Below are 25,631 nucleotides of genomic sequence, written 5' to 3' on the forward strand. Positions count from 1 at the left end.
TTAAGGGGGTTTCACTTCGTTGAAGTGAGCTCCCGCCGCTCGCGAGTTCAGCCACAGTGAAATCAGCCCCTCTCGTTACCATTGCCATCCCCGCTTTCAATCCGCAATTCTTCCAGGCGGCGCTGCAAAGTGCGCTGAATCAGACCTACTCCCCTCTGGAAGTCATAGTTTGTGATGACAGCGGTGGCGAGGAAATCCGCCAACTCGTCGCTGCTTGCGAAGTGCCGGCCACGACCCGACTGCGTTACGTGTGTAACCCAAGCCGGTTGGGCTTCCAAGGTAACCTGCTGGCATGTGCGCAAGAGGCTACAGGCGAGTTTCTCAAGTTCCTGTGTGACGATGATCAGTTGTTGCCTGAATGTATTGCGCAGCAGATCATCGGTTTCGTTGACCACGAAGATGTCAGTCTGGTGACCGCGCAACGGCAGTTCTGCGATGAGGATTACCTGCTGCTGTCAGAGCGTCTGGAAAACTGCTGTTTTTCCACCGGAGTTACCTTGTTCAAGGGTGAGGATCTGTTGGGGATTCTTGAAAGTACCCTGATCAATTTCCTCAGCGGTTTGAGCGGGGCGTTGTTGCGTACCCGCCATGCGTTGGAATACCTGCCCGCGCTGACCCAGGTGGGGGATGGTTTTATCGCTCGCCTGGACTTCGCCTTGTTCGCCTGTCTGCTGCGACGCGGTAATCTGGTGGTGATCAGCCAGGTGCTGAGTCTGGAGCGTTTGCATCCGGCACGCTTGAGTAACCAGTTATCGGTCAGCAATGCCGTGATGACGGAACTCGACTGGCTTAAGCAGATGCTTGCCCTGCGTAGTGGCGAGCCGGCACCTGCTCCCGGCTGGGTGCGCTATATCGCATTGGCCGATGCCATTCAAGGGCAGCCCTATGCCTGGGAAGAAACCGGTCTTGGTCGGCAGCTGGGTTTTATTCAAACACTCATTGAGTCTCGGGTCGGCAGCGAAAGTGACAGTTTTACCGACCTTTATCAGGAGTGGCTGTCCTGTCGTCATTTGAATCCAGCGCAGGAGCGCTTGTTGGGGACGCGCTTGCAGAGTTGGAGCTGGCGTCCACGCATCGTACCGATTGTGTTGGACGCCAATGGCGACACCCACGCGCTGAACGTAACGCTCAAGAGCATTCGCCAACAGCTCTACGCTGCAGAACAGATCGTGGTGCTCTGCGATTCTTCGCAAACCGATGAAGATGTGCGCTATGTGCTTCTGGAGGAAAACCCGGTCGCTCAGTTCAATCGCTTGCTGGCTGAGCTGCACGATGCTGACTGGGTCTATCTGCTGCGTGCCGGTGATCGCCTGAGCGAGTGTGCGTTGCTGTTGTTGGCCGAACGCATGGTAGAAATGCCAGACGTGCGGTGCCTTTACAGTGACGAGGGTGGCCTGCGCGACGATCTTTCGGTCGAACCGGTGTTCAAGCCGGATTTCAACTTGGACCTGATGCGCAGTTACCCCTATATCGGGCGAGTCCTGGCTTTTGAGCGGCAGCAGGCTGTGGCGCTTGGGGGCATTGCCGACGGCTTCGGCGACCTGGCTGTCCACGACCTGATCTGGCGCCTGGTGGAAACCAACGGCCCTCATGCGGTAGGGCATGTCACTGAGGTTCTGGTGCAATCAACGTTGCGCCTCTCCCAATGGCTGATGCAACCGCAAGTCGTCGAGCACAATCCAGGTGTGCTGGCCGCTCATTTACAGCGGATTGGCGCGCCCCATCGGATCCGTTCCGGCAGTGTGCCGCTGATCAACCGCGTGGACTATCTGCATGATCAACCGGCCATGGTGTCGATCATCATTGCCACCCGCAACGATCTCGACACTTTGGAGCGCTGTGTTGAAAGCCTGTTGGAGAAGACGGCCAATACCCGATACGAAGTTCTTGTTGTCGATAACGCCAGTACTGCGATTGATGCTCGTGACTGGTTGTCGGCCATGGAGCAGGTCGGCGGTGACAAGCTGCGGATTCTGCGCTGTGATCACGGTGACAATCTGGCGGCTGTGCACAATTTCGCCGCGGCTCAGGCGCGGGGCGATTACCTGTTGTTCCTCAGTTCCTACAACCGGATCGTCAATCCCGATTGGCTGGATGAATTACTCAACCATGCCCAGCGTCCTGAGGTCGGAGTGGTCGGCGGGCGCCAGGTAAGTTCGCAAGGCCGCATCGAAGGTACGGCCCTGGTGCTGGGCTTGCGCGGAGCCATTGGCGTCCCGAATCGTGGTGAGCCGCTCAGTACGCCGGGCTATATGAAGCGTCAGCAAACGGTGCAAAACTTCAGTGCCGTGAGTATTGAGTGTCTGCTGATACGCAAGACAATATTCGATGACCTGAACGGGCTGGATGAGCAAGACCTGTCGCAGGTGCTTAATGGTACCGACCTGTGCCTGCGAGTCAGGGAGAGCGGCCACCTGGTGGTATGGACGCCTTACGCCGAGTTGGTGCGTGCGGTGCCTGCGTCGGCTCCCCATCCAACGCCCAGCGTGTTGCAGGCCGAGCAGAAAAGTTTCTATCGGCGCTGGATGCCGTTGGTGGCCCGGGATCCGGCCTATAACCCTAACCTGAGCCTGGGGACCAGTAATTTCAGCATGGAACCAGGTTTCAAGGACGGCTGGGATCCGTTCTCACGGCAGATTCTGCCCAAGGTCCTGGCGATTCCCATCAATGCGACCGCCGTGGGCCATTACCGCGTCAGCCAGCCATTTCTGGAACTGGAGGCTGCCGGTCGCGTGGTCGGGCACTTGAGTTATCACACGCCGTCGGACATTGAACTTGAGCGTTGCTCGCCCGATGTGATCGTGTTGCAGGGCCGATACAGCCAAGGCGCGGTCGACGAGGTTGAACGGGTCAAAAATGCCTCACGGGCGTTTCGGATCTTTGAACTCGATGATTACGTGATCGATGTGCCGAAAAAGAATGCGCATATCCGTAAAGCCGAAATTGGGGTCGATAAACTGGTGCGTCGTGGCGTTGGCCTGTGTGACCGTGTCGTGGTGTCGACCCAGCCCCTGGCTGATGCCCTGCGAGACATGCATCACGACATCCGGGTCGTTCCGAACATGCTTGCACCGCATCTGTGGCTCGGATTGACCAGCCAACGGCGTACCTCACGTAAACCCCGCGTCGGTTGGGGCGGCGGAACAAGTCATGATGGCGACCTGGCAATCATTGCAGACGTCGTACGTTTGTTGGCCGATGAGGTCGATTGGGTATTCTTCGGCATGTGTCCAGAGGCGCTGCGTCCGTTCGTTCACGAGTTCCATTCCGGCGTCGGGCTGCAAGCCTATCCAGCCAAACTGGCCAGTCTCAATCTCGACCTGGCTCTCGCCCCGTTGGAATTTCATATTTTCAACGACTGCAAGAGCAACCTGCGCCTGTTGGAATATGGCGCTTGCGGGTATCCGGTCATCTGCACCGACACCGAGGCCTATCGCGGCTATCTGCCCTGTACGAAGGTCGTCAGCAACAGTACCGAAGAATGGCTGGAGGCAATCCGCATGCATCTGTCTGACCCGGATGCCAGTTACCGTATGGGCGACGCGCTGCGAGAAGAAGTGCTGCGCGATTATCTATTGCGGGGTAACAACCTTAACTACTGGGCGGAGGGTTGGTTGCCGGGCTGAGCTGAGACGGATGCCTATCGCAGGTGACCTTGGTTTTACCTGTTTTGTTGGGACAGCCAATCGCAAGCTCTGTTGTTATTCATCAAAGGGACAGCCCTGGCTAATCCAGCAGGGGGCGTCCCTTTCTCATACCGTTTATCCTCCCTTGAGCTGGCGCGTTTCCTGCAAGTCCCTCCCTGAATCGCCATAAAAAGAGCACTCGCGGGTCATCCCGACAGTACTTGAACTGGCAACCGGTTTAGCCACAAGGCCCGCGAAGCTCAAGACAGCCGCGCGCGGCCCTGAGATGAACGAGAGGGGAGTTGATGAAGGCAGTTATTTTGGCGGGTGGCCTGGGCACGCGCATCAGCGAGGAGTCGCACCTCAAACCCAAGCCAATGATCGAGATCGGCGGTAAGCCAATTCTCTGGCACATCATGAAGCAGTATTCCGCCCATGGAATTCATGATTTCGTGATTTGTCTGGGCTACAAGGGCTACGCGATCAAGGATTTCTTCGCCAACTACTTCCTGCATACCTCCGATGTGACCTTTGACATGCGTGAAAACCGCATGGATGTCCACCAGAACTACAGCGAACCCTGGCGCGTCACATTGATCGACACCGGCGAGGAGACTATGACCGGCGGTCGTTTGCGGCGCGCATCGCGTTATCTGAAAGACGAAAAAGCCTTCTGCTTTACCTATGGCGACGGTGTATCGGACCTGAACATCAGCGCGTTGGTGGAGTTTCATCTTGGTCACGGTAAATCCGCGACGGTGACCGCAGTTCAACCACCAGGACGCTATGGCGCGTTGGATCGCGATGGGGACCGGGTGCTCGGCTTCACCGAAAAGCCGCGCGGCGATGGTGGCTGGATCAATGGTGGCTTCTTTGTCTTGTCCCCCGATGTCCTGCCTATGATCAAAGGGGATGAAACCTCTTGGGAATCCGGCCCTCTTGATGATCTCGCCAGTCGTGGGGAGCTAATGGCCTATCAGCACGACGGTTTCTGGCAACCCATGGACACCCTGCGTGACAAGAACCATCTGGAAGCGCTGTGGCAAACCGGGGAGGCACCGTGGAAGCAATGGGACTGAGCCCGGAATTCTGGCGCGGCAAGCGTGTCCTGTTGACCGGTCACACCGGGTTCAAGGGCAGTTGGCTGGCGCTGTGGCTGCAGAGTCTCGGTGCTGAGGTCAGCGGGTTCGCTCTGGAGCCATCGACCCGTCCCAGCCTTTTCGAGCTGGCGCGTGTGCACGAGGGGATCAATGACCGACGTGGCGACTTACGCGATCTTGGCGCGCTGTTGGAGTTGATCGCTGAAGTGAAACCGCAAATCGTCCTGCACCTGGCTGCCCAGCCGTTGGTGCGTGAAGGTTACCGGGATCCGCTAGGGACCTACTCCAGCAATGTCATGGGTACGCTCAACCTGCTCGAAGCCATACGCCAGGTCGGCGGCGTGCGAGCCTGCGTGCTAGTGACCACTGATAAGGTTTACGCCAATAAAGAGTGGGTGTGGCCATATCGTGAGGACGAGCCTCTCGGTGGTCATGACCCCTACAGTAGCAGCAAGGCTTGTTGCGAGTTGCTGGCGCAGTCTTTCGCGGCGTCGTTCTTCCCGGCCGAAAGATACGCCGATCACGGTTTGGCGTTGGCCACGGCCCGTGCCGGTAACGTGCTGGGCGGAGGGGATTTCGCACCCGAGCGCCTGATTCCGGATGTCCTCAAGGCCTGGTCGGCGGATGAGCCGGTGACCCTGCGCTATCCGCAAGCCGTGCGCCCTTGGCAGCATGCGCTGGAGCCGCTGGCCGGTTATCTGTTGGTGGCGGCAGGCCTCTATACAGAGGGGCCGAAATTTGCCGGGGCGTGGAACTTTGGACCCGGCGAAGCGGACATGCGCAGCGTGGGCGAAGTGGTCCAGCTGCTCGCCGATCGCTGGCCTGAAGCGCCTGGTTTGCGCATCGAGCCGAGCGATCTGCATGAGGCCGGCCTCCTGCGCCTGGACAGCAGTCGCGCCCGCCAGCTCCTGGGCTGGCAGCCCCGTTGGACATTGCAGCAATGCCTGGCCCAGACACTCGATTGGCATTTGGCCTGGCAGCAAGGCGACGACATGCGCGCGGTTACACTCGGCCAATTGAGCCTGTATCGGGGGACGCTGTGAGCGAATTTTCCCTGAAGGAACTGCCCCTGGCCGGACTATTCAGCGTCCAGCACAAACGTTTTGAAGATCAGCGAGGGCATTTCGCCCGATTATTTTGTGAAGGTAGCCTGATGGCGTTCGGCCAATCTTTTCACATTCGCCAGATCAACCATTCCTGCACCCGCGAGCGTGGAAGCGTGCGCGGTCTGCATTACCAGGGAAGCCAGGCACCCGAAGCCAAGCTGATCACCTGCTTGCGAGGGGAGGTATGGGACGTGGCCGTGGATCTTCGACCAGATTCGGAGAACTTTTTACATTGGCATGCCGAACATCTGAAAGCCGGGGATGGCCGCAGTCTGCTGATTCCGGCCGGATTTGCCCATGGCTTCCAGACCCTCACCGACGACGCCGAATTGCTTTACCTGCACAGCGCCGACTACGCGCCAGAGCATGAGGGCGGCCTGTCGGTCGTCGACCCCAGGCTGGCCATTACTTGGCCGCTGCCTGTCAATAATCTGTCGGCCAGGGACGCCAGTCATCGTCCGCTCGATCAAAATTTTGCCGGAGTGCGTCTATGAATTGCCGTGGTTGCGCTGCACCACTGAGCCTGCCGTTGATCGATCTCGGTACCGCTCCACCTTCCAACGCCTATGTGCATGCCGATCGCCTGGCCGAGGCCGAGCAGTGGGTTCCGTTGAAAGCCGCGGTATGCCAGCAATGCTGGCTGGTACAGACCGAGGATTACACCAGCGCGGACAGCCTGTTCGATGCCGAATACGCCTATTTCAGTTCATTCTCCACAACCTGGCTGGCCCATGCCGAGTCCTATGTGGATGCGATGGTCGAGCGTTTTGCTTTAAATGCCGACAGCCGCGTTGTGGAAATTGCTGCCAACGACGGGTACCTGTTGCAGTTCGTCGCTCAGCGCGGCATAGCGTGCCTGGGCGTCGAGCCGACCCGCAGCACTGCGCAGGCGGCGCGTGAAAAGGGCCTGGAGATTCGCGAGGTGTTCTTTGGTCGCGAGACGGCGACGCAGCTGAAAAGCGAAGGCTGGGCCGCCGACTTGATGGCTGCCAACAACGTGCTGGCCCATGTACCGGACATCAATGATTTTCTCGCCGGCTTTGCGACCCTGCTCAAACCCACGGGAGTGGCAACCTTCGAGTTCCCGCAATTGCTGACGCTGATGGCTGGGCAGCAGTTCGACACGCTGTATCACGAACACTATTCCTACCTGTCACTCACCGCCGTTCAGGCGTTGTGCGAGCGCAACGGCCTGGAAGTCTTCGATGTCAGCCAGTTGACCACCCACGGAGGCTCGCTACGGGTATTCGTCCAGCGTCAGGATGGCGAACGACGCGCTGTGCAGCCAGAAGTGCGAAAGCAGTTACAGCTCGAACTGGCGGCGGGTGTGAAAACGGTCGAGTACTACGCGACCCTGGCGCCCGCGGCCGAGCGGATCAAACATCAGTTGCTGCGGTTTCTATTGCAAGCCAAGGCCGACGGCAAGCGTGTGGTGGGCTACGGCGCCGCCGCCAAAGGCAACACCTTGCTCAACTACGCCGGGATCAAGCCGGATCTTTTGGCCTGGGTGGCCGATGCCAACCCTCATAAGCAAGGCAAGTACCTGCCAGGTAGCCGCATCCCTGTTGTGGCGCCCGAGCGCATAGCGCTGGAAAAGCCTGACTACATTCTGGTGCTGCCGTGGAATCTGCTGGAAGAAGTTACCCGCCAGTTGGCCCATGCAACCCAATGGGGAGCTAAATTTGTCGTTGCCGTGCCGGAGTTGAGCATTCGATGAGCAGAATTCATTACACCAAACCCAGTGTTGGCGAGCTTGAAGCGCGCTATGCCCTGGATGCTGTGCAGAACGGTTGGGGAGCTCGTTGCTACGAGTATCTGACCCGCTTCGAAAGCAGTTTTGCCGAGCATCTGGGGGCGAACTACGCAATTGCGACTTCCAGCTGCACCGGAGCCCTGCACATGGGCATGGCGGCGCTGGACATCGGTCCTGGCGACGAAGTGATATTGGCCAACACCAATTGGATTGCCTCCGCAGCGCCGATCACCTACCTGGGGGCCACCCCGGTATTCGTTGACGTGCTGAGTGATAGCTGGTGCCTTGACCCTCAGGAAGTCAGACGCGCCATCACAGCGCGAACCAAGGCGATCCTGGCGGTTCATCTGTACGGCAACCTGTGTGACATGGACGCTTTGCTGGCAATCGGTCGGGAGTTCGGCATTCCGGTGATCGAGGACGCGGCGGAGGCCATCGGTTCGCAATGGCGCGGTAAAGCGGCGGGCTCGCTGGGCGCGTTCGGGGCTTTTTCGTTTCATGGCACCAAGACAATGACCACTGGCGAGGGCGGGATGTTCGTCACCTCGGACAAAGCGTTGTACGAGCGCGTCCTTACCTTGTCCAATCATGGCCGGGTAGCCGGTAGCACCAAGCAGTTCTGGCCACAAATGCTCGGCTTCAAATACAAGATGAGTAATCTGCAGGCGGCAGTCGGCTGTGCCCAAGTGGAAAGGATCGAGGAGTTGATCACGCGCAAGCGGGCAATCTTCGCCAATTATGCGCAGGCACTTGAAGGCGTGCAGGGCGTTTCCCTGAACCCTGAACCGGCACATGGACGCAACGGCTACTGGATGCCCACTGTTGTATTCGATGCGGATACCGGCGTGCGTCGCGAGCAGTTGATTGGCGCTTTCGAGGCCGCGAACATCGACGCCCGGGTATTTTTCTGGCCGCTGTCGTCGTTGCCCATGTTCAGTGCTCATGTCGTGGATACGCCAAATGCGTTCGCCTTGCCCGAGCGAGCCTTCAACCTGCCCAGTTATCACGACATGACCGATGCCGATCAGCAACGCGTGGTGGATGTCGTGCTCGGCCAACTGGTAAGCAGGCACGCGCTGTGAAGATGTATCTGCTGGGGGCCGCGAACCCGGAAGCGGTGCGAATGCTGCTCGCCGTCAAACGCAGCGTGCCGAATATCGATTTTGCATTTCTGGATAACGATCCGCGCAAACAGGGCACGTTGTTCCACGGCGTACCGGTGGTCGGCGGATCTGATCGAGTGGGCGAGCTCAACGGTCCGGATGTTCATTTCGTCAACCTGATCACCGGCTCCACCCGGTTGCGCTACGAGACCACCTGCCAACTGGTCGAGGCCGGTGCGCGCCTGGGGCAGTTCATTCATCCCAGTGTCGATTTGAGCATGATCCGTGTCGGAGCGGGGTGCTATCTGCAAGAAGGTGTACTGATGCAGGCCGAAGTCACACTGGGCGACAACACCAGCATCAGTGCCGGCAGCGTCGTGGGCCACGAAGGGCGAATCGGTCATTCGGTGTTCCTGGCACCAGGCGTGTGTATCGCCGGCTGTGTGGAAGTCGGCGACGGCACCTTTATCGGCACGAATGCGACGATCCTGCCGCGCCTGCGTATTGGCCGTTGGGTCACCATTGGTGCCGGTGCCGTGGTCACCAAGGACGTTCCTGATTTCTCGGTCGTGGCGGGCAATCCCGCCAGGATCATCAAGACTAACTCAGTGCCTTATCCCGACGGTCGGGTACTGAAGTAGTTGCTTCCCTATTTTCTGGAGAGTTCAATGAATCCCCATGAGCAGTTTCGCGAAGAAGTAAAAGGCAACATCGAAGGCTTGCAACAGGACAAAGCGCTGCAGGAGCAGTCGCTGGGCTGGGTCGGCACCACGGCCAAGCACAAATACACCTACAACTTCAGCTGGATGGGCCGGCCGATCATTCAGTTCCCGCAGGACATGGTCGCCATGCAGGAAATCATCTGGAACCTGCGTCCGGACGTGATTGTTGAAACCGGGATCGCCCATGGCGGTTCGCTGGTGTTCTACGCCTCGATGCTTGAGCTGATAGGCCATGGTGAAGTGCTGGGTGTCGATATCGATATTCGTCAGCACAACCGCGAGGCCATCGAAGCTCATCCGATGAGCAAACGGATCAGCATGATCCAGGGTTCCAGCATCGACACTGCAGTCGTCGATCAGGTCCGTGAACGTATCCAGGGCAAGAAAGTACTGGTGGTGCTGGACTCCAACCACACCCATGAACACGTGCTGCAAGAGCTGCGTCTCTATGCGCCGCTGGTCTCGGTGGGCAGTTACTGTGTGGTGATGGATACCGTGGTCGAAGATATGCCGGAGGACGCGTTCCCCGATCGCCCGTGGGGCAAGGGAGACAACCCGAAAACCGCAGTCTGGGCCTACCTTGAAGAGAACCGCGATTTTGAGATCGATCAAGCGATCCACAGCAAGTTGCTGATCACAGTCGCACCGGACGGTTACCTGCGCCGAGTGCGCTAAACGGTCCCTCATTCAAGCGTTCATCGGCAGTCGATTTTGGCGAGGAAAGAAATGCAAGGCATCCATGGTTCTGAACATACATTGCCCCTGAGTGAGCTGTTCACTCTGGTGCTGATTACACACAATCGCCCGGCGTTCCTGCGTAGGGCATTGCAGTTCTATAGCACGTTGCCTTGCCGGATCCTGGTTCTCGACTCCTCGTCCGCCGCGCTTGAAGGCGCCGGCGCAATAGCCCGGACCATCGACTATCGGCATTTGCCCGAGTTTGGCTACTGGGGAATCCAGAACAAGCTCAAGTACGGCGTCGAACAGGTCACCACGCCATACATGGTCTTCGCCTCCGATGACGATTTCCTGGTGCACGAGGCGTTGATCGAATCGGTTGATTTCCTTGAGGCCAACCCTGACTACGGCCTGTGCCACGGCTACTGCCTGATGTACCTGACGCACTCCAACTATGTGCAGTACTACAGGCGAGACAAAAAGGTGCAGGAGGACTACTGCGCCGACCGTGCCCAGGATCGTGTGCTTGATTGCATGAGCCAGTACATCCCGCCGTTCTATGCGGTGCATCGCACGGCGCTGTTGCGCGACTGGTATGCAGCGATGCCGGACGGGACAATTTTCCAGTGGCAGGAAATCGGCCACGTGTACTACATGCTGGCACGGGCCAAGGCGCGCATTCTGCCAAGGCCGTATGTGGTGCGAGAGGTCAATTATGGCCGCTCCGACCACAACACCGAAATCATGAGCACACTGAGTTTCAAGGATGCCCGCTCCGTCGCCGACCGCGAGCGTTTCGCCGCTTTCCTCGCGACGTTGCCAACCGGCATCAGCGATCTGGACGAAGCCCAGACCGCGCAGTTCGCCATGAAAAGTTTCCAGGCACTTGCGGACAGCCTTGCCCAGCGCAACGCGTTGACCATCGAGCCGATTTTCGAGTCCTACTGGAAGGATCCGACTGTGGGGCCGAAGCGGGTATTCGGTACTGAGCAGTATGTCGAGATGCCGTTCTACAACCAGGCTTTTTTTGATCGACTCACCGAATATGAATTCCTGCTGCACGCGATGCCTGCCGGCCGTTTGCAACTGGAAGAAATGGAAGGTGCACTGCTCCAGCAGCACCGGCTGCAACGTACTTATTCAAACGATAGCCCGGAAACCATCCAGAACCGTTTGCTGGAAGCCGTGCAGTTGGGCGCGTTCAACCGCCACGTCGTGCAGAAACTGGAGCAGCAGATATTGGATAAGGGAGAGTCCGCCGAAGCAAAAGTGCTGAGCGACTGGATTGCGCGGCTGGACAGTGTCCCGACCTTCGACAGTCGCCGATTGCTCGACAGCATGCCGTCGGGTCGGCTGTTGAACTGGTTGCAGGCGCGTCAACCGAACGACACGGCCGTGCGCAAGATCAACCAGCATCTGGCGGCCACGGGTGGAGGCCCGCAGTTCGGCATTCTGCTGCTCGATCTTGAAGCTGACATGGACAAGTTGCAGCGCACCTTCGACAGTCTAATGGAGAGCGCTTTCCGGGCCTTCAAGGTCGTGGTCTTCACCACTGGAGAACTGCCGGCCGTCACCACCGAAAAACACACGGTGCATTTCGTCAAGGTCACTGCCGATAATTATGTCGACCGGCTCAATCAGATAGCCCGGCGTTCAAGCGCCGATTGGCTGCTGCTGGCCGAGGCGGGCGATGAGTTCACCGCTGCCGGTTTGTTGCGTGCCAGCCTGGAATTGCAGAAAGCCGACGGCTGCCGTGCGGTGGCAATGGATGAAATTCATCGTCGCAGTAACGGCACTCTGACCGATATTTTCCGTCCGGCCTTCAACCTCGATTTATTGCAAAGCCTGCCGGCGCTGATGTCACGGCATTGGCTGATCAGTCGCGAAGCACTGAACGATGTCGGTGGCTATGATCGGGAGTTCGCCGATGCGCTGGAGTTCGACTTGCTGCTGCGCCTGATCGAGGCGGGTGGGATGGCAGGACTGGCGCATCTGGCCGAACCGTTGTTGCTCGCACCAGCAGCGTCCATGGCGCCGAACGAGCAGGCGCGTCAGGCCTTGCTGCGTCATCTGAAAAACCGCGGCTACCAGGCGCAGGTGAGCGCCGAGGCGTTTGGTGGCTTGCGTGTCGACTACCGTCATACCGACCGACCGAAAGTGTCGATCATTATCGCCAGCGAAGACAATCAGGCGGATTTGCAGCGCTGCCTGGTGAGCGTATTGCAACGCACGCGCTACCAAAACAACGAAATCATCATTACTGATAATTGCAGTCAGTCAGCGGAACTTCTGGACTGGCTCGACAGCCTTCAACAAAACGCTCGTGGGCGGATCCATTTGATTAAAAACGAGCAGCGCTTGAGTTCTTCGGCGTTGCTTAATCAGGCTGCCGCGCAGGCGCAGGGTGAATACCTGGTGTTGTTGGCAGCCGACGCTGAGGTGATCAATGCCAATTGGATCGAAGCGTTGCTGAACCAGGCCCAACGTCCGGAAGTCGGCGTAGTCGGTGCCAAGCTGGTGGATCGCGAAGGTGGTGTGACCGGCGCCGGGCTGATTTTAGGCTTCGAGGGCGGTGTGGTTTCAGCATTCGTTGGCGAGGAAAAGGACGCTCAAGGCTATATGTATCGATTACAGGTCGAGCAGGACTGCTCGGCGGTCTCTGGTGCGTGCCTGATGGTGCGCAAGGCTGTGTTCGACGAGCTGGGCGGGCTCGATCAGGAGTATTTTGCACAGGCGTATGCCGATGTCGATTTGTGCCTGCGGGTCGCAGACCACGGGTTGTTGACCGTGTGGACGCCGCAGGTCCAGATCGCACACCCCGGCACCTTGCCGGAAAATCCTCAGGCGGTGGCTGCGCTTCGGAAAAAATGGCAGGCACGTTTTGCTCAAGACCCGGCCTACAACCAGAGCCTGGCCGTCACTGGGACGCCTTTTACGCTGGGCGAAGCCCATGCAGTGGACTGGGCACAATTGCTCGCATAGGCACGGCGCGACCTGGGGGTTGCCGAAGGCGATTTTCCCCAGGCCGAACGTTATTACACCGAGGCCATAAGCTTGCCCATGTTTTCTTCCCGGAGCGACGAACAATTGGGTTATGTGGTTGAGCAACTTCGCCGATTGTTTGAGGGGTAACGGCCAGTGAGTACTGTCGCGATCATTCCCGCCCGTGGCGGCAGCAAGCGGATCGCTCGCAAGAACCTGAAGCCGTTCGACGGCGTGCCGATGATTGTCCACTCGATTCGAACCGCGTTGTCGTCACAATTGTTCGATGAAGTGATTGTCAGCACCGACGACGAAGAAATCGCCCGGCTGGCTCAGGCCCACGGTGCGCAGGTTCCGTTCATGCGCCCGGCGGCATTGGCCGATGATTTCACGGGAACGGCCGCGGTGATCGCCCATGCCCTGAGGGAGTTGCAGGAGCGGGCATTTGATCTGGCATGTTGCATCTATGCCACCGCACCGCTGCTGCAGGCCCGATACCTGCGGCAGGGATTGGAGCTATTACGGGCGCATCCCGAGAGATCGTTCGCGTTTTCTGTCACGGATTTCGGCTTCCCTGTGCAGCGTGCCTTGACCCTGGATAGGCAGGGGGCACTGACGCCGCTCTATCCTGAGTTTCGCAACACTCGTTCCCAGGACTTGCCTCAGACCTTCCACGATGCCGGCCAGTTCTACTGGGGGCGCCGGGAAGCATGGTTGAGCTGTGACGTGCTGTTTTCATCCAAAAGCTTGCCGGTGATCCTGCCCCGTTATCTGGTGCAGGACATCGACACGCCTGAGGACTGGACGCGTGCCGAATACCTCTTCGCCGCATTGAAGGCTGGCGGAGAGCTGCAATGAAGATACTGATCCGCGCTGACGCTTCGCCAATCATCGGCTGAATAATGCAGAGTCAATCGTCGGCGCGTCGCGCTCGCCTTGTAATTAAGTGGGGTATGCCGTTGACCTGGTCGCTGGTTGAATAGCCTGTTGATCGGCCTTATTCGGCAAAATTGCGTGACCTGCGAGTCATAACGCGCATCTTCACTGTATTGTATTGACCGGGAAGATGGCGCCTGGCCGTTATCGGGTCCAGTGATAGCCCTTTGTACTTCCCTTTGTCGGCGCCCCTCGATTCCTGCGAGCGGTGGTATTGGGCTGTTTTTGATTGGGAAGCCGTAATGATTGGCATAAAGAGCATTGCGAGCTACGTTCCTGTAGCCGGCGTGGACAATTACGCACAGGGTGCGAAGTTTGAAAAGGATGAAGAATTCATTCTCGGCAAGATCGGCTCGGCATTCCTGCCTCGCAAGGGTGACGACCAGGAAACCTCGGATTTGTGTGTCGAAGCTGCCAACGCGCTGTTTGCCAACAATCCCAGTCTGAAGCGCGAAGCCATCGATGTACTGATCGTGGTCACCCAGAACGGTGATGAGGAAGGATTGCCCCATACGGCGGCCATCGTTCAGGACAAGCTGGGCTTGCCTACCACCGTGGCAGCATTCGATATCTCCCTGGGGTGTTCGGGTTATGTCTACGGAATCTATGCCATCAAGGGCTTCATGGAAGCCGCTGGCTTGAAGAACGGGCTGTTGATCACGGCTGACCCGTACTCCAAGATCGTTGACCCGGAAGACCGCAACACCACGATGCTGTTCGGCGATGCCGCCACCGCCACGTGGATGGGTGAAGATGCGCCGTGGCAACTGGGCAAATCCAAGTTCGGCACCGACGGTTCCGGTGCGCCGCATCTGAAGGTCAGCGACGGCGTGTTCTTCATGAATGGCCGTCAGGTGTTCAACTTCGCCTTGCTCAAGGTTCCTGCCCACCTGCATGAGTTGCTGGCCGATTCCGATCTGCAGCCCGCTGATATCGACGCGTTTTGCATCCATCAGGGCAGCGCGGCGATTGTCGATGCCGTGGCGCGGCGATTTGAAGGTGAACCAGAGAAATTTATCAAGGATATGGTCGAGACCGGGAACACGGTATCGTCGAGCATTCCTTTGCTGCTGGAAAAGCATGTACTCGATTCCAACTGGAAACGCGTGGCCCTGAGCGGTTTCGGGGTCGGGCTGTCCTGGGGCTCGGCGATCATCTATCGTCCTTGATTCACTTGGATCCGGGCACAAAAATAGCGTCCAAGGTGTAATCTTGAGCGCTATTTTTTTTTGCCCGACGAAAGGCGAGACGCAATGAGTGAGTTCTTCGCGCGCAATCTCCAACTGATCGAACAGCGCTGGCCGGCCCTGGCCGAACGCCTGGTGCTGGAGGATGCCAGCCGATTGCAGGCGGATCTGGTGGAGGGTATGGGCTCGACCTTGAGCATCAATGGCATTCAGCTGACCAGTCGTCATGACCGCCTCGCCGAGGCCGAGCTACAGGCCTCCAGCCTGCCGTCGGACGCTGCCGTTGTGCATGTCTATGGCACGGGGCTGGGTGATCTGCAAAACCGGATGCTGGAGAGACCAGCGCTTGAGCGCCTGTACGTGCATATTCTCAACGGCTCTGTGTTCGCGCTGGTGTTGCAGGTGCTGGACCAGTCGCCATGGCTCGTCGATCCTCGCGTCGAGTTGCTTTACGCCGGCGATCTGACGGAAATCCAGCTACCGTTCTTCGCCTTGCCTGCAGAACTGGTGTTGGCCGACGACTACAACGCCAAGATTCGCGACCGATTAATCAGTGAAACCCATCTGGTGTTCAACAATCGGGAGTTCGATCCCGGTGCCCCGGAGATTATCGAGCGCCTGCGATCGACCTTCAACCTGGTGCAGCGTGATCGTGATGTAGGCGAGCTGTTCGGTTCTTATAAGGGGCGGGACGCTTTCGTCATCGCAACCGGGCCCAGCCTCGAGCAGCACTTCGAGAAACTACGCAACCTGCATGACCAGGCCGAGCGGCCCTTGTTGATTTGTGTCGATACTGCCTACCGACCGTTGATCAACCATGGCATACGACCAGATATCGTGGTCACCATCGATCAACGCATTTCGATGCGGCACCTCCCGGCCGAACATTCAGGCGGCGTTACGCTGGTTTATCTCCCCATGGCTGATCCGCTGGTAATTGAAGCTTGGCAGGGCGCGCGGTATGTGGGGTATTCCGCCAGTCCGATCTATCGGCAGATGCGCCAGCAGATGCTCCGGCATGAGTTGTATGTGGGGGGCAGTGTGATCCATCCGGCCGTCGACCTGGCCGTCAAAATGGGAGCGTCAAGGGTCACTCTGTTCGGTGCTGACTTCGCGTTCCCCCATGACAGGACTCATGCAGGGTGGAATGACGGGGACCTGGGGCCCAAATTGGACGCCGCAAGGCACTGGGTGCTCGATGGTCATGGGCAGCGAGTCAAGACCCAGCTCAACTTCCGCAGTTATCTGTGTGAACTGGAGCGTTTTATCGCCGGGCATCCCCGGGTGCGTTTCTTTAACAGTAGCCGGGACGGGGCGATGATCGCCGGCACTGATTTCGATCCGGAGTTTACCCAGTGAACAAACTTCAAGACGTGGTCCGGGAGGCTCATGACTGTGCCCGGCTGTTTCGCCTGGGGCGGGACGTCGAGGCGGGGCTGGCGATGGTGGTACTGGTCGAGTCTGCTCAACTGTTGGTTGAAAATATGACGAGTGACATCCACTCGTCATGGCATGAGCTGTTGACCTTGATGATCAATGACCAGATAGCGCAGAACTGGCTATCACTGGCAGATTATCTCGACCGCGAACTCGTCGATCTGCTGACGGGCGGGGCTCGTATCTAGGCTTCACCGACAGGCTGCCTTGTCTTGCTCCCCCGGAATCCTGGTCGACATATCTCTGGCGTCATTTTTTCAGTCCTCGATCTCGTCCAAGTCCTTGATTTATGAGGGGTGGCACCCTGATGGCAAAAAATTTGAAAAAACTGCTAAAGCAAGCTCCGATTACGACGATAACTATTACGAAGGTTCTCTAGGCCACACCCGGCGAGTTGCCAGGGCCGGAAGCCGCAGTACCCAACCAACGAGGAATTCGTCATGGCTTTAACAGTAAATACCAATACCACATCGCTGGGTGTTCAGAAGAACCTGGGCCGCGCTTCCGACGCGCTGTCGACTTCGATGACCCGTCTGTCTTCCGGCCTGAAAATCAACAGCGCCAAAGACGACGCCGCCGGCCTGCAGATCGCTACCCGTATGACTTCGCAGATCCGTGGTCAGACCATGGCTATCAAAAACGCCAACGACGGTGTTTCGATCGCTCAGACCGCTGAAGGCGCCCTGCAAGAGTCGACCAACATTCTGCAGCGTATGCGTGAAATTGCACTGCAATCGCGAAACGACTCCAACGGCACTGCCGACCGTACCGCTCTGGACAAAGAATACCAACAGTCCGTTGCTGAACTGACCCGTATCGCTCAGTCGACCAACCTGAACGGTAAGGCTCTGCTGGACGGTACTGCTGGTTCGATGGAATTCCAGGTAGGTTCGAACACCACTTCGGACAACCAGATCACCCTGACTCTGGCTTCGAGCTTCGACTCCAGCGCCCTGGGCATGACCGGTACTACCATTTCGGGTACCTCCAACGGCGCTAACCACTCGGCAGTTCTGTCGGCCATCTCGGCCATCGACGCGGCTCTGGGACGAATCAACAGTACTCGTGCCGACCTCGGTGCTGCTCAAAACCGTTTCTCGAGCACCATCTCGAACCTGCAGAACATCAACGAAAACGCCAGTGCTGCACTGAGCCGCGTACAAGATACCGACTTCGCTGCTGAAACTGCACAGCTGACCAAGCAGCAGACTCTGCAACAGGCTTCCACCTCGGTTCTGGCCCAGGCCAACCAATTGCCATCCGCTGTACTGAAACTGCTTCAGTAATCGCTGGATGAATTTTAGCGGGGGGGTGCGCTTGCGTGCTCCCTCGCTTTTTCAGTTTAAGAGGTGTTGGACATGGATATGAGCGTGAAGCTGAACTTGTCTTATCCTGCGGCTCAGCAGGCGACAACTGTTGCCAGCAAGCCGGTGGAGAAGCCTCGAGCGGAAGCCGCGCCTGCGGTTGCCGTCAAGGATGAGCGCAAAAGCGAGCAGGTTGAACAGGAAAAGCTTAAACGGGCTGTTCAGGAAATCGAAAAGTTTGTTCAATCGGTCAAGCGCAACCTGGAGTTCTCGATTGACGAGCCTTCTGGCAAAGTAGTGGTCAAAGTGATTGCCGGTGATTCTGGTGAGGTGGTCCGTCAGATCCCTAACGAGGAAGTCTTGAAGCTGGCAAACAGTTTGAATGATGCAAACAGCCTGCTATTCAGTGCGAAAGTCTGATAGCTGGCATGAATTTTGTTGCTATGTTCTTTTGGGCGTTGTAGTGGTCAAAAAGCCGGCGACACACTGAAGGGAGTCCCACATGGCAAGTCCAATTCTACCTGGCTTGGGTTTAGGTTCCGGCCTCGATACTACCGCGATCGTCAAGGCTCTGGTTGATGCTGATAAATCTGCCAAGCAGAACCAGATCACCCGTCAGACCTCCATCAATACTGCGCAGATTTCCGGTGTTGGTACTCTCAAAAGTGTCCTGGCGAACTTTCAGACGGCGATCAAAAATCTGGGGGACACCAAGACCCCGCAGTTTCTAGGGTACAACGCAACGTCGGCTGATCCCAAAGTGCTGACGGCCGTGGCCAGCAATACGGCGGTGAATGGCACTTATTCCATCAAGATCAACAACCTGGCGACGTCCTCCAAGGTGGCTACTGCTGCTTTTGCAGGCGGTCCAACCAGTGCCATTCCGAGCGGTACGCTCACCATCACTCAAAACGGTGTATCTCGCCCCGTCACCATTGGTGCGAACGCAACCCTGCAGTCGGTGCGTGACGCGATCAACGCCCAGCAAGGCATCAACGGTTTCAGTGCGAACATCGTCACCGACTCGTTCGGCTCGCGCTTGGTAATGGGGTCTACGACGACCGGTGCCGGTTCCGACATCACCCTTAGCGGCATTGCCGGCCTGGAAGTCAATGCCGGCCAGCAAATGGGGGCAACGCCTACGGCGACTTCGGCAGGTGCCATTGGCGATTTCGCCACAGACGCCAGCTTCACCGTGGATGGCCTGACGCTGACCAGCAAAAGCAATACCGTCGACAAGGCTATTTCGGGATTGACCTTGAATCTGGTGGCCACCACTGGAACCACTACCGTGACAGTCGGGCCGAACAATGATGGCCTGAAGAAGTCGATTCAAGCGTTCGTCGATGCGTACAATCAGGTTGTCAGCAGTGTCAACACTCTGACCAAGCCGACTTTGGACGCTGACGGCAAGCCTACAGTTGGCGCGGCGCTGACAGGTGACCCGCTGGCGCGTAGCATCCTGGCTTCGATTCGCGAGCCGTTGGTGACCACCGGTGCCGGTGACAAGCTGACCGTGCTTTCGCAGTTGGGTATTACCACCAACCAGAAAACCGGTGCGTTGGACTTCGATAGCACCAAGTTTTCGAAGGCGATGGATACCCAGCAACTGGGCGGTGAGATCCAGAAACTGTTCCTGGGGGATCCGGCTGCGACCGGTACTGCGGCCAAAGGCCTGCTGGAACGCATGAACGATGCAATCACGCCATACACCTTGACGGGCAACAACGGCATTCTCGATGCCCGTTCGACCAGCCTTGCCAAGATCAAGACGAATCTGGCAAGCCAGCAGGAAGCTTTGGATCGTCGGATCGAAACCCTGACGGCTACGTTGACTAAAAAATACAACGACATGGACAAGCTGGTCGGTCAGCTCAAGGCGACGGCAAGTAATATCACTTCGATGTTCGAAGCGATCAATGCCCAGAAAAACGCCTCGTAACCTATGAGCGCCAGAAGCCCGGCAGCGGATGACGCTTGCCGGGCTTTTTGGTTTTTGATCTAAAGAATTCTGACGCCAGGTCGATAGACTGGTTATACGAATACAGAGTTTGGATGAGGTAAAACATGAACCCGATGTTGGCCCTTCGGCAATATCAGAAGGTCGGTGCCCATGCCCAGACTTCCGTGGCCAGTCCTCACCGTCTGGTGCAAATGCTCATGGAAGGGGGGCTGGATCGTATTGCTCAGGCCAAAGGTGCCATGGAGCGTAAAGACATCGCTAATAAAGGTGTTTTCATTGGCAAGGCCATCGGCATTATCGGCGGCCTGCGCGAAGGCCTGGACCTGGAAAACCAGGCCGAGTCCGTGGCTGAGCTGGATAGTCTCTATGCCTACATGATGCAACGCTTGGCCGAAGCCAACGCCAAGACCGACCCGAAGATCCTTGACGAAGTGGCCGATCTGCTTCGTACGGTCAAGGAAGGCTGGGATGGTATCGCCGATCCCGGTCCGCAATTCTAAGGAGCACTCCCATGAGTCATGTCCTGCAGCGAATAGAACAAACCCGTGACGCTCTGGTCGATGCTTTGGCCGAGCGCAATTGGGAGGCCATTGGTCAGTTGGACATGACGTGTCGTTCCTGCATGGAAGATGTGCTGGAGGCGTACGAGGTGGATGGAGCGGCATTGCGCGCCAATCTTGAGGAACTGATGGGGGTCTACAAGCAGCTTCTGGAGGCTGCGACAGGGGAGCGCCAGGCAATCGTCGACGAGATGTCGCAGGTTCATCAAGCACAAAATGCGGCAAAGGTCTACAACTTGTTTGGATAATAAATCCATGCAAAGTGCGCCATAAATTTGACTGTGACCCGTTTTTTGACTTAACTAGTAACTGTTTTCAGATTTCAGACGTCTACAGGCACAACAAGTCTGCAAGCGTCTAGCTTGCCCCCAAATCCCGGGCTCTGAGTTGACTAGGAAGTTGCTATTGCATGTGGCGTGAAACCAAAATTCTCCTGATCGATGACGACAGCGTCCGCCGCCGTGATCTGGCGGTAATCCTGAATTTTCTCGGTGAAGAAAATTTGCCCTGCGGCAGCCATGATTGGCAGCAGGCTGTCGGCTCTCTGTCGTCCAGTCGTGAAGTCATTTGCGTCCTTATCGGGACCGTAAATGCTCCCGCAACTCTTTTGGGCTTGCTAAAGACACTGTCAACCTGGGATGAGTTCCTTCCGGTTTTGTTAATGGGCGAAAATTCTTCCCTTGACTTACCGGAAGACCAGCGCCGCCGGGTGCTTTCCACCCTGGAAATGCCCCCTAGCTATAGCAAGTTGCTCGATTCGCTGCACCGCGCCCAGGTCTATCGCGAGATGTACGACCAGGCTCGTGAGCGTGGCAGGCACCGCGAACCCAATCTGTTCCGCAGTCTTGTCGGCACCAGTCGGGCGATCCAGCACGTGCGCCAGATGATGCAACAGGTGGCCGACACCGACGCCAGTGTGTTGATCCTGGGCGAGTCGGGCACCGGCAAGGAAGTGGTGGCGCGCAACCTGCACTACCATTCCAAGCGTCGTGAAGCTCCGTTCGTGCCGGTCAACTGTGGCGCAATCCCGGCCGAGTTGCTGGAAAGCGAATTGTTCGGTCATGAGAAGGGCGCTTTCACAGGCGCCATCACCAGTCGGGCCGGGCGTTTCGAATTGGCCAACGGCGGTACGCTGTTCCTCGATGAAATCGGTGACATGCCGCTGCCGATGCAGGTCAAGCTGCTGCGAGTTCTGCAGGAGCGTACTTTCGAGCGTGTGGGCAGTAACAAAACCCAGAGTATCGATGTACGCATCATTGCTGCGACCCACAAGAACCTCGAGAGCATGATCGAGGTAGGCAGTTTCCGTGAAGACCTCTATTACCGCCTCAACGTATTCCCGATCGAAATGGCGCCGTTGCGCGAGCGTGTCGAAGACATCCCGTTGCTGATGAATGAGCTGATTTCGCGCATGGAGCACGAAAAGCGCGGTTCGATCCGCTTCAACTCGGCGGCGATCATGTCCCTGTGTCGTCATGGCTGGCCGGGTAACGTGCGCGAATTGGCCAACCTGGTGGAGCGCATGGCGATCATGCATCCCTATGGCGTGATCGGCGTGGCTGAGCTACCGAAGAAATTCCGCTACGTCGACGACGAAGATGAGCAAATGGTCGACAGCCTGCGCACCGATCTGGAAGAGCGGGTGGCGATCAACGGCCACACGCCTGATTTCACGGCCAATGCCATGCTGCCGCCTGAAGGTCTTGATCTCAAGGACTACCTCGGTGGCCTGGAGCAAGGGCTTATCCAGCAGGCCTTGGATGACGCCAACGGCATCGTGGCTCGGGCAGCGGAGCGCCTGCGTATCCGTCGCACCACCCTGGTGGAGAAGATGCGCAAGTACGGCATGAGCCGTCGCGAAGGAGACGAACAGGCGGATGATTGACGCCTGTTTTGCAACCGCCTGATTTTCAGGCGGTTTTTTTTAGGCATGGGTATTGCTAAGGCTCTCTCAACATTCCGTTTAACTGACGGTCAGCCAAGCGAGAGAGTCCGATGCCCCAAGTCGCCCAGATATCTCCTGCCTCCGAATCAGGGAGCATGCCGTCCGCCGAGCAGGCAAGCCGGCTCGGACTTGAGCAGGCGTTTTCTCTGTTCAACCAGATGTCCAGCCAGCTGACCGATTCCTACAGTCTGCTCGAAGCCCGTGTTACTGAGCTCAAGGGTGAATTGGCAGTGGTCAGCGCCCAGCGCATGCAGGAGCTGGCGGAAAAGGAACGCCTGGCCAACCGGTTGCAGAATCTGCTCGATCTTTTGCCGGGCGGCGTCATTGTCATCGATGCCCATGGCTTTGTCCGCGAGGCCAACCCGGCCGCTTGCGAATTACTCGGGCTGCCGCTCGAAGGCGAGCTGTGGCGACATGTCATAACCCGATGCTTCGCACCTCGTGAAGACGATGGTCATGAAGTATCCCTCAAGAACGGACGACGCCTGTCCATCTCGACCCGTTCGCTGGACGCCGAGCCCGGGCAGTTGGTGCTGCTCAACGACCTGACTGAAACCCGTCACTTGCAAGACCAGCTGGCGCGCCATGAGCGTCTGTCTTCCCTGGGGCGAATGGTGGCGTCGCTGGCGCACCAGATTCGTACGCCGTTGTCCGCCGCTTTGCTGTACGCCAGTCATTTGACCGAGCAACAACTGCCGATGGAAACCCAGCAGCGTTTCGCCGGGCGCCTGAAAGAGCGTTTGCACGAGCTGGAACATCAGGTGCGGGACATGCTGGTCTTCGCCCGTGGCGAGTTGCCGCTGACCGATCGCGTGACGCCGAAAGCCTTGTTGCAGGCGTTGCAAGCGGCGGCGTCTACCCATGTACAGGGTTTGCCGATCCGCTGGCAGTGCGACAGCCATGTCGGCGAGGTGCTGTGTAACCGCGACACCTTGGTGGGGGCGGTGCTGAATCTCATCGAAAATGCGATCCAGGCTGGCGGCGAGACAGTTCGCCTGAAGATTCACCTTTATACCCGCGATGATTCCCTTCGCCTGTGTGTCAGCGACAGCGGCGGTGGTATCGAGCCGGCCGTGCTGGCACGCCTCGGCGAGCCGTTCTTCACGACCAAGGCGACTGGCACCGGGCTCGGCCTGACCGTGGTCAAGGCCGTGGCTCGTGCCCATCAGGGAGAATTGACGTTACGTTCGCGGCTGGGGCGTGGGACCTGTGCAACGGTGTGCCTGCCATTGTTTTCCAGTGCGCCGCAGGTGGAGTGATAGCGATGGCGATCAAGGTGTTGCTGGTAGAGGATGATCGGGCCCTGCGTGAAGCGCTGGCCGATACGCTGGTTTTGGCCGGGCATGGCTACGTGGCCGTAGGTTCGGCTGAGGATGCGTTGCAGGCGGTGGCTCGGGAAACCTTCAACCTGGTGGTCAGCGATGTGAACATGCCGGGTATGGATGGGCATCAGTTGCTCGGGTTGTTGCGTGCCCGTCACCCTCAGTTGCCGGTATTGCTGATGACGGCCCATGGGGCGGTCGAGCGTGCGGTGGAAGCCATGCGCCAGGGCGCAGCGGATTATCTGGTCAAGCCATTCGAACCCAAGGCGCTGCTTGATCTGGTGGCGCGTCATGCGTTGGGCACCCCTGTTGTCGAGGGTGAAGGCCCGGTGGCGTTCGAGCCGGCCAGTGCGCAATTACTGGAATTGGCGGCGCGAGTGGCGCGCAGTGATTCAACCGTGTTGATTTCCGGTGAATCCGGTACAGGCAAGGAAGTGTTGGCGCGTTATATCCACCAGCAATCCCGTCGCGCCAACGAACCGTTCATTGCCATCAACTGTGCGGCAATTCCCGACAACATGCTCGAAGCGACACTGTTCGGTCATGAGAAGGGGGCGTTTACCGGGGCCATTGCGGCCCAGGCCGGCAAATTCGAACAGGCCGATGGTGGCACCATTTTGCTCGATGAGATCTCCGAAATGCCCCTGGGCTTGCAAGCCAAGCTGCTTCGGGTGCTCCAGGAGCGGGAGGTGGAGCGGGTTGGTGGGCGCAAACCCATCAGCCTGGATATCCGCGTGGTGGCGACCACCAACCGCGACCTTGCGGGCGAAGTGGCGTCGGGACGGTTTCGCGAAGACCTTTATTACCGCCTGTCGGTTTTTCCCCTGGCCTGGCGTCCACTTCGCGAACGCACTGCCGATATCCTGCCGCTGGCTGAACGGCTATTGGCCCGGCACGTCAATAAAATGAAACACGCGACGGCGAGGCTTTCGCCGGCGGCCCAGGCCTGCCTGGTTGCGTATCCATGGCCCGGGAACGTACGAGAGCTGGATAACGCCATCCAGCGGGCGCTGATCCTGCAGCAGGGCGGCTTGATCCAGCCGGAGGATTTCTGCCTGGCCGGTCCGGTGGCCTGTGCGCCGTTGCCCGTGTTGGCAGCGGCACCCGCACCGGTGTTTGCGGCCCCGGTGGACGTGGATGGCGAGTCGGCCGGCGCTTTGGGCGACGACCTGCGTCGGCGTGAGTTCCAGATGATCATCGACACCCTGCGCGCCGAGCGCGGGCGTCGCAAGGAGGCGGCAGAACGCTTGGGCATCAGCCCCCGCACCTTGCGCTACAAACTGGCGCAGATGCGTGATGCCGGTATGGATGTGGAGGCTTATCTGTTCGCTAGCTGATAACACACCGACACCGCCATTCCTTTGGAAGCGAGATTGCTCGCGAAGGCGGTGATTCCAGCGATGCACAGCTTGACTGTCAGACCGCTATCGCGAGCAGGCTCGCTCCCACGGGAGCCTGACGGGACGGTATGCGCATTTGTTTATCGCGGCCATGGAGCTGGCACCCTTGTTGCTACTACCTAGATACCCGCTGACCAAGTGTCAAAAAAACGCGGACCGCCAGAGAGAATAGAGCATGAGCCAAGGTATTGAATTTAATCGATTGATGTTGGACATGCGGGCCATGCAAATGGACGCCATGGCCCAGCCGAAATCGGTCGCCGTACCCCAGGTGGGTGGCAGCAGCTTTTCCGACATGCTCGGTCAGGCCGTCAATAAAGTGAACGATACCCAGCAGGCATCGAACCAATTAGCCAGTGCCTTTGAAATTGGCAAAAGTGGCGTCGACCTGACTGACGTAATGATCTCTTCGCAGAAAGCCAGTGTCTCGTTCCAGGCGTTGACCCAGGTTCGCAATAAACTGGTTCAAGCCTACCAAGACATCATGCAGATGCCGGTTTAAGGAAA

The 25,631-nt window shown here is 58.1% G+C and carries 22 protein-coding genes and 1 pseudogene; all 23 read left to right on the forward strand.

The genetic code is table 11. The features are described 5' to 3' along the window. Positions 1-56 precede the first annotated feature (56 nt). The 23 genes and pseudogenes from AD666_RS18110 to fliE all read left to right on the forward strand — a co-directional run bounded on the left by AD666_RS18110 (position 57) and on the right by fliE (position 25,626). Positions 57-3,626: a glycosyltransferase gene (locus AD666_RS18110; RefSeq protein WP_053154896.1), complete on the forward strand. Its 3,570-nt coding sequence runs from the start codon at positions 57-59 to the stop codon at positions 3,624-3,626. A gap of 305 nt (positions 3,627-3,931) precedes the next feature. Next, complete coding sequence (gene rfbF / locus AD666_RS18115) at positions 3,932-4,705, forward strand: glucose-1-phosphate cytidylyltransferase (protein WP_053154898.1); 774 nt, start codon at positions 3,932-3,934, stop codon at positions 4,703-4,705. Then, entirely contained in the window at positions 4,687-5,769 is a 1,083-nt protein-coding gene (gene rfbG / locus AD666_RS18120; RefSeq protein ID WP_053154900.1) for a CDP-glucose 4,6-dehydratase, read from the forward strand. The genes rfbF and rfbG overlap by 19 nt, the downstream gene beginning before the upstream one ends. Then, positions 5,766-6,326 (forward strand): dTDP-4-dehydrorhamnose 3,5-epimerase family protein, encoded by a 561-nt coding sequence (locus tag AD666_RS18125; RefSeq protein WP_053154902.1) that lies wholly within the window; start codon positions 5,766-5,768, stop codon positions 6,324-6,326. The genes rfbG and AD666_RS18125 overlap by 4 nt, the downstream gene beginning before the upstream one ends. Further along, positions 6,323-7,549 (forward strand): class I SAM-dependent methyltransferase, encoded by a 1,227-nt coding sequence (locus AD666_RS18130; RefSeq protein WP_053154904.1) that lies wholly within the window; start codon positions 6,323-6,325, stop codon positions 7,547-7,549. The genes AD666_RS18125 and AD666_RS18130 overlap by 4 nt, the downstream gene beginning before the upstream one ends. Further along, positions 7,546-8,667 carry a DegT/DnrJ/EryC1/StrS aminotransferase family protein gene (locus tag AD666_RS18135; protein WP_053154906.1) on the forward strand — a complete coding sequence of 374 codons (1,122 nt, stop codon included), beginning with the start codon at positions 7,546-7,548 and terminating at the stop codon, positions 8,665-8,667. The genes AD666_RS18130 and AD666_RS18135 overlap by 4 nt, the downstream gene beginning before the upstream one ends. Beyond that, a complete protein-coding gene (locus tag AD666_RS18140; RefSeq protein ID WP_053154908.1) occupies positions 8,664-9,329 on the forward strand; it encodes an acetyltransferase in 666 nt (221 codons plus the stop codon). The genes AD666_RS18135 and AD666_RS18140 overlap by 4 nt, the downstream gene beginning before the upstream one ends. Positions 9,330-9,356: 27 nt before the next feature. Continuing rightward, entirely contained in the window at positions 9,357-10,085 is a 729-nt protein-coding gene (locus AD666_RS18145; protein ID WP_053154911.1) for a cephalosporin hydroxylase family protein, read from the forward strand. Positions 10,086-10,136: 51 nt separating this feature from the next. Beyond that, on the forward strand, positions 10,137-13,070 hold the full coding sequence (locus tag AD666_RS18150; RefSeq protein WP_053154913.1) for a TIGR00180 family glycosyltransferase: 2,934 nt from the start codon (positions 10,137-10,139) through the stop codon (positions 13,068-13,070). Positions 13,071-13,076: 6 nt separating this feature from the next. Beyond that, a pseudogene (locus AD666_RS26830) lies at positions 13,077-13,220 on the forward strand (DegT/DnrJ/EryC1/StrS family aminotransferase); the annotation flags it as partial. A 6-nt stretch (positions 13,221-13,226) separates the two neighbouring features. After that, entirely contained in the window at positions 13,227-13,928 is a 702-nt protein-coding gene (gene pseF / locus AD666_RS18155; protein WP_053154915.1) for a pseudaminic acid cytidylyltransferase, read from the forward strand. Positions 13,929-14,248: 320 nt separating this feature from the next. Continuing rightward, on the forward strand, positions 14,249-15,175 hold the full coding sequence (locus AD666_RS18160) for a ketoacyl-ACP synthase III (protein ID WP_053154917.1): 927 nt from the start codon (positions 14,249-14,251) through the stop codon (positions 15,173-15,175). Positions 15,176-15,259: 84 nt separating this feature from the next. After that, positions 15,260-16,552, forward strand: a complete 1,293-nt coding sequence (locus tag AD666_RS18165; RefSeq protein WP_053154919.1) for a motility associated factor glycosyltransferase family protein — start codon at positions 15,260-15,262, stop codon at positions 16,550-16,552. After that, positions 16,549-16,818 (forward strand): hypothetical protein, encoded by a 270-nt coding sequence (locus AD666_RS18170; RefSeq protein WP_053154921.1) that lies wholly within the window; start codon positions 16,549-16,551, stop codon positions 16,816-16,818. The genes AD666_RS18165 and AD666_RS18170 overlap by 4 nt, the downstream gene beginning before the upstream one ends. 252 nt (positions 16,819-17,070) lie before the next feature. Continuing rightward, positions 17,071-17,916, forward strand: coding sequence for a flagellin domain-containing protein (locus AD666_RS18175; protein WP_053154923.1), 846 nt, complete (start codon positions 17,071-17,073; stop codon positions 17,914-17,916). A gap of 72 nt (positions 17,917-17,988) precedes the next feature. Continuing rightward, the gene (locus AD666_RS18180) at positions 17,989-18,354 is read left to right on the forward strand and encodes a flagellar protein FlaG (RefSeq protein ID WP_053154925.1); all 366 of its coding nucleotides are present in this window, start codon (positions 17,989-17,991) and stop codon (positions 18,352-18,354) included. A gap of 82 nt (positions 18,355-18,436) precedes the next feature. Beyond that, entirely contained in the window at positions 18,437-19,876 is a 1,440-nt protein-coding gene (fliD, locus tag AD666_RS18185; protein ID WP_053154928.1) for a flagellar filament capping protein FliD, read from the forward strand. Positions 19,877-20,001: 125 nt separating this feature from the next. Then, the gene (gene fliS, locus AD666_RS18190; RefSeq protein WP_053154930.1) at positions 20,002-20,397 is read left to right on the forward strand and encodes a flagellar export chaperone FliS; all 396 of its coding nucleotides are present in this window, start codon (positions 20,002-20,004) and stop codon (positions 20,395-20,397) included. Between the two features lie 11 nt (positions 20,398-20,408). Further along, complete coding sequence (locus AD666_RS18195; RefSeq protein ID WP_053154932.1) at positions 20,409-20,705, forward strand: hypothetical protein; 297 nt, start codon at positions 20,409-20,411, stop codon at positions 20,703-20,705. A gap of 161 nt (positions 20,706-20,866) precedes the next feature. After that, a complete protein-coding gene (locus AD666_RS18200; protein WP_053154934.1) occupies positions 20,867-22,342 on the forward strand; it encodes a sigma-54 dependent transcriptional regulator in 1,476 nt (491 codons plus the stop codon). Between the two features lie 110 nt (positions 22,343-22,452). Further along, complete coding sequence (locus AD666_RS18205) at positions 22,453-23,661, forward strand: PAS domain-containing sensor histidine kinase (protein ID WP_053154937.1); 1,209 nt, start codon at positions 22,453-22,455, stop codon at positions 23,659-23,661. A 5-nt stretch (positions 23,662-23,666) separates the two neighbouring features. Beyond that, positions 23,667-25,061 (forward strand): sigma-54 dependent transcriptional regulator, encoded by a 1,395-nt coding sequence (locus tag AD666_RS18210; RefSeq protein ID WP_053154939.1) that lies wholly within the window; start codon positions 23,667-23,669, stop codon positions 25,059-25,061. Positions 25,062-25,299: 238 nt separating this feature from the next. Continuing rightward, entirely contained in the window at positions 25,300-25,626 is a 327-nt protein-coding gene (gene fliE, locus AD666_RS18215; RefSeq protein ID WP_003199082.1) for a flagellar hook-basal body complex protein FliE, read from the forward strand. The last annotated feature ends 5 nt before the right edge of the window (positions 25,627-25,631 follow it).

Origin of the sequence: Pseudomonas sp. Pf153 (assembly GCF_001269775.1) — a bacterium.
Classification (GTDB): domain Bacteria; phylum Pseudomonadota; class Gammaproteobacteria; order Pseudomonadales; family Pseudomonadaceae; genus Aquipseudomonas; species Aquipseudomonas uvaldensis.

Bases quoted from the DNA above. Each gene is read 5' to 3' on its own strand.
- AD666_RS18135 (WP_053154906.1), top strand. From the start codon at position 7,546: ATGAGCAGAATTCATTACACCAAACCCAGTGTTGGCGAGCTTGAAGCG.
- rfbF (WP_053154898.1), top strand. From the start codon at position 3,932: ATGAAGGCAGTTATTTTGGCGGGTGGCCTGGGCACGCGCATCAGCGAG.
- AD666_RS18160 (WP_053154917.1), top strand. From the start codon at position 14,249: ATGATTGGCATAAAGAGCATTGCGAGCTACGTTCCTGTAGCCGGCGTG.
- fliE (WP_003199082.1), top strand. From the start codon at position 25,300: ATGAGCCAAGGTATTGAATTTAATCGATTGATGTTGGACATGCGGGCC.
- fliD (WP_053154928.1), top strand. From the start codon at position 18,437: ATGGCAAGTCCAATTCTACCTGGCTTGGGTTTAGGTTCCGGCCTCGAT.
- AD666_RS18195 (WP_053154932.1), top strand. From the start codon at position 20,409: ATGAGTCATGTCCTGCAGCGAATAGAACAAACCCGTGACGCTCTGGTC.
- AD666_RS18145 (WP_053154911.1), top strand. From the start codon at position 9,357: ATGAATCCCCATGAGCAGTTTCGCGAAGAAGTAAAAGGCAACATCGAA.
- fliS (WP_053154930.1), top strand. From the start codon at position 20,002: ATGAACCCGATGTTGGCCCTTCGGCAATATCAGAAGGTCGGTGCCCAT.
- AD666_RS18150 (WP_053154913.1), top strand. From the start codon at position 10,137: ATGCAAGGCATCCATGGTTCTGAACATACATTGCCCCTGAGTGAGCTG.
- AD666_RS18180 (WP_053154925.1), top strand. From the start codon at position 17,989: ATGGATATGAGCGTGAAGCTGAACTTGTCTTATCCTGCGGCTCAGCAG.
- AD666_RS18175 (WP_053154923.1), top strand. From the start codon at position 17,071: ATGGCTTTAACAGTAAATACCAATACCACATCGCTGGGTGTTCAGAAG.
- AD666_RS18205 (WP_053154937.1), top strand. From the start codon at position 22,453: ATGCCCCAAGTCGCCCAGATATCTCCTGCCTCCGAATCAGGGAGCATG.
- AD666_RS18200 (WP_053154934.1), top strand. From the start codon at position 20,867: ATGTGGCGTGAAACCAAAATTCTCCTGATCGATGACGACAGCGTCCGC.
- AD666_RS18130 (WP_053154904.1), top strand. From the start codon at position 6,323: ATGAATTGCCGTGGTTGCGCTGCACCACTGAGCCTGCCGTTGATCGAT.
- AD666_RS18165 (WP_053154919.1), top strand. From the start codon at position 15,260: ATGAGTGAGTTCTTCGCGCGCAATCTCCAACTGATCGAACAGCGCTGG.
- AD666_RS18210 (WP_053154939.1), top strand. From the start codon at position 23,667: ATGGCGATCAAGGTGTTGCTGGTAGAGGATGATCGGGCCCTGCGTGAA.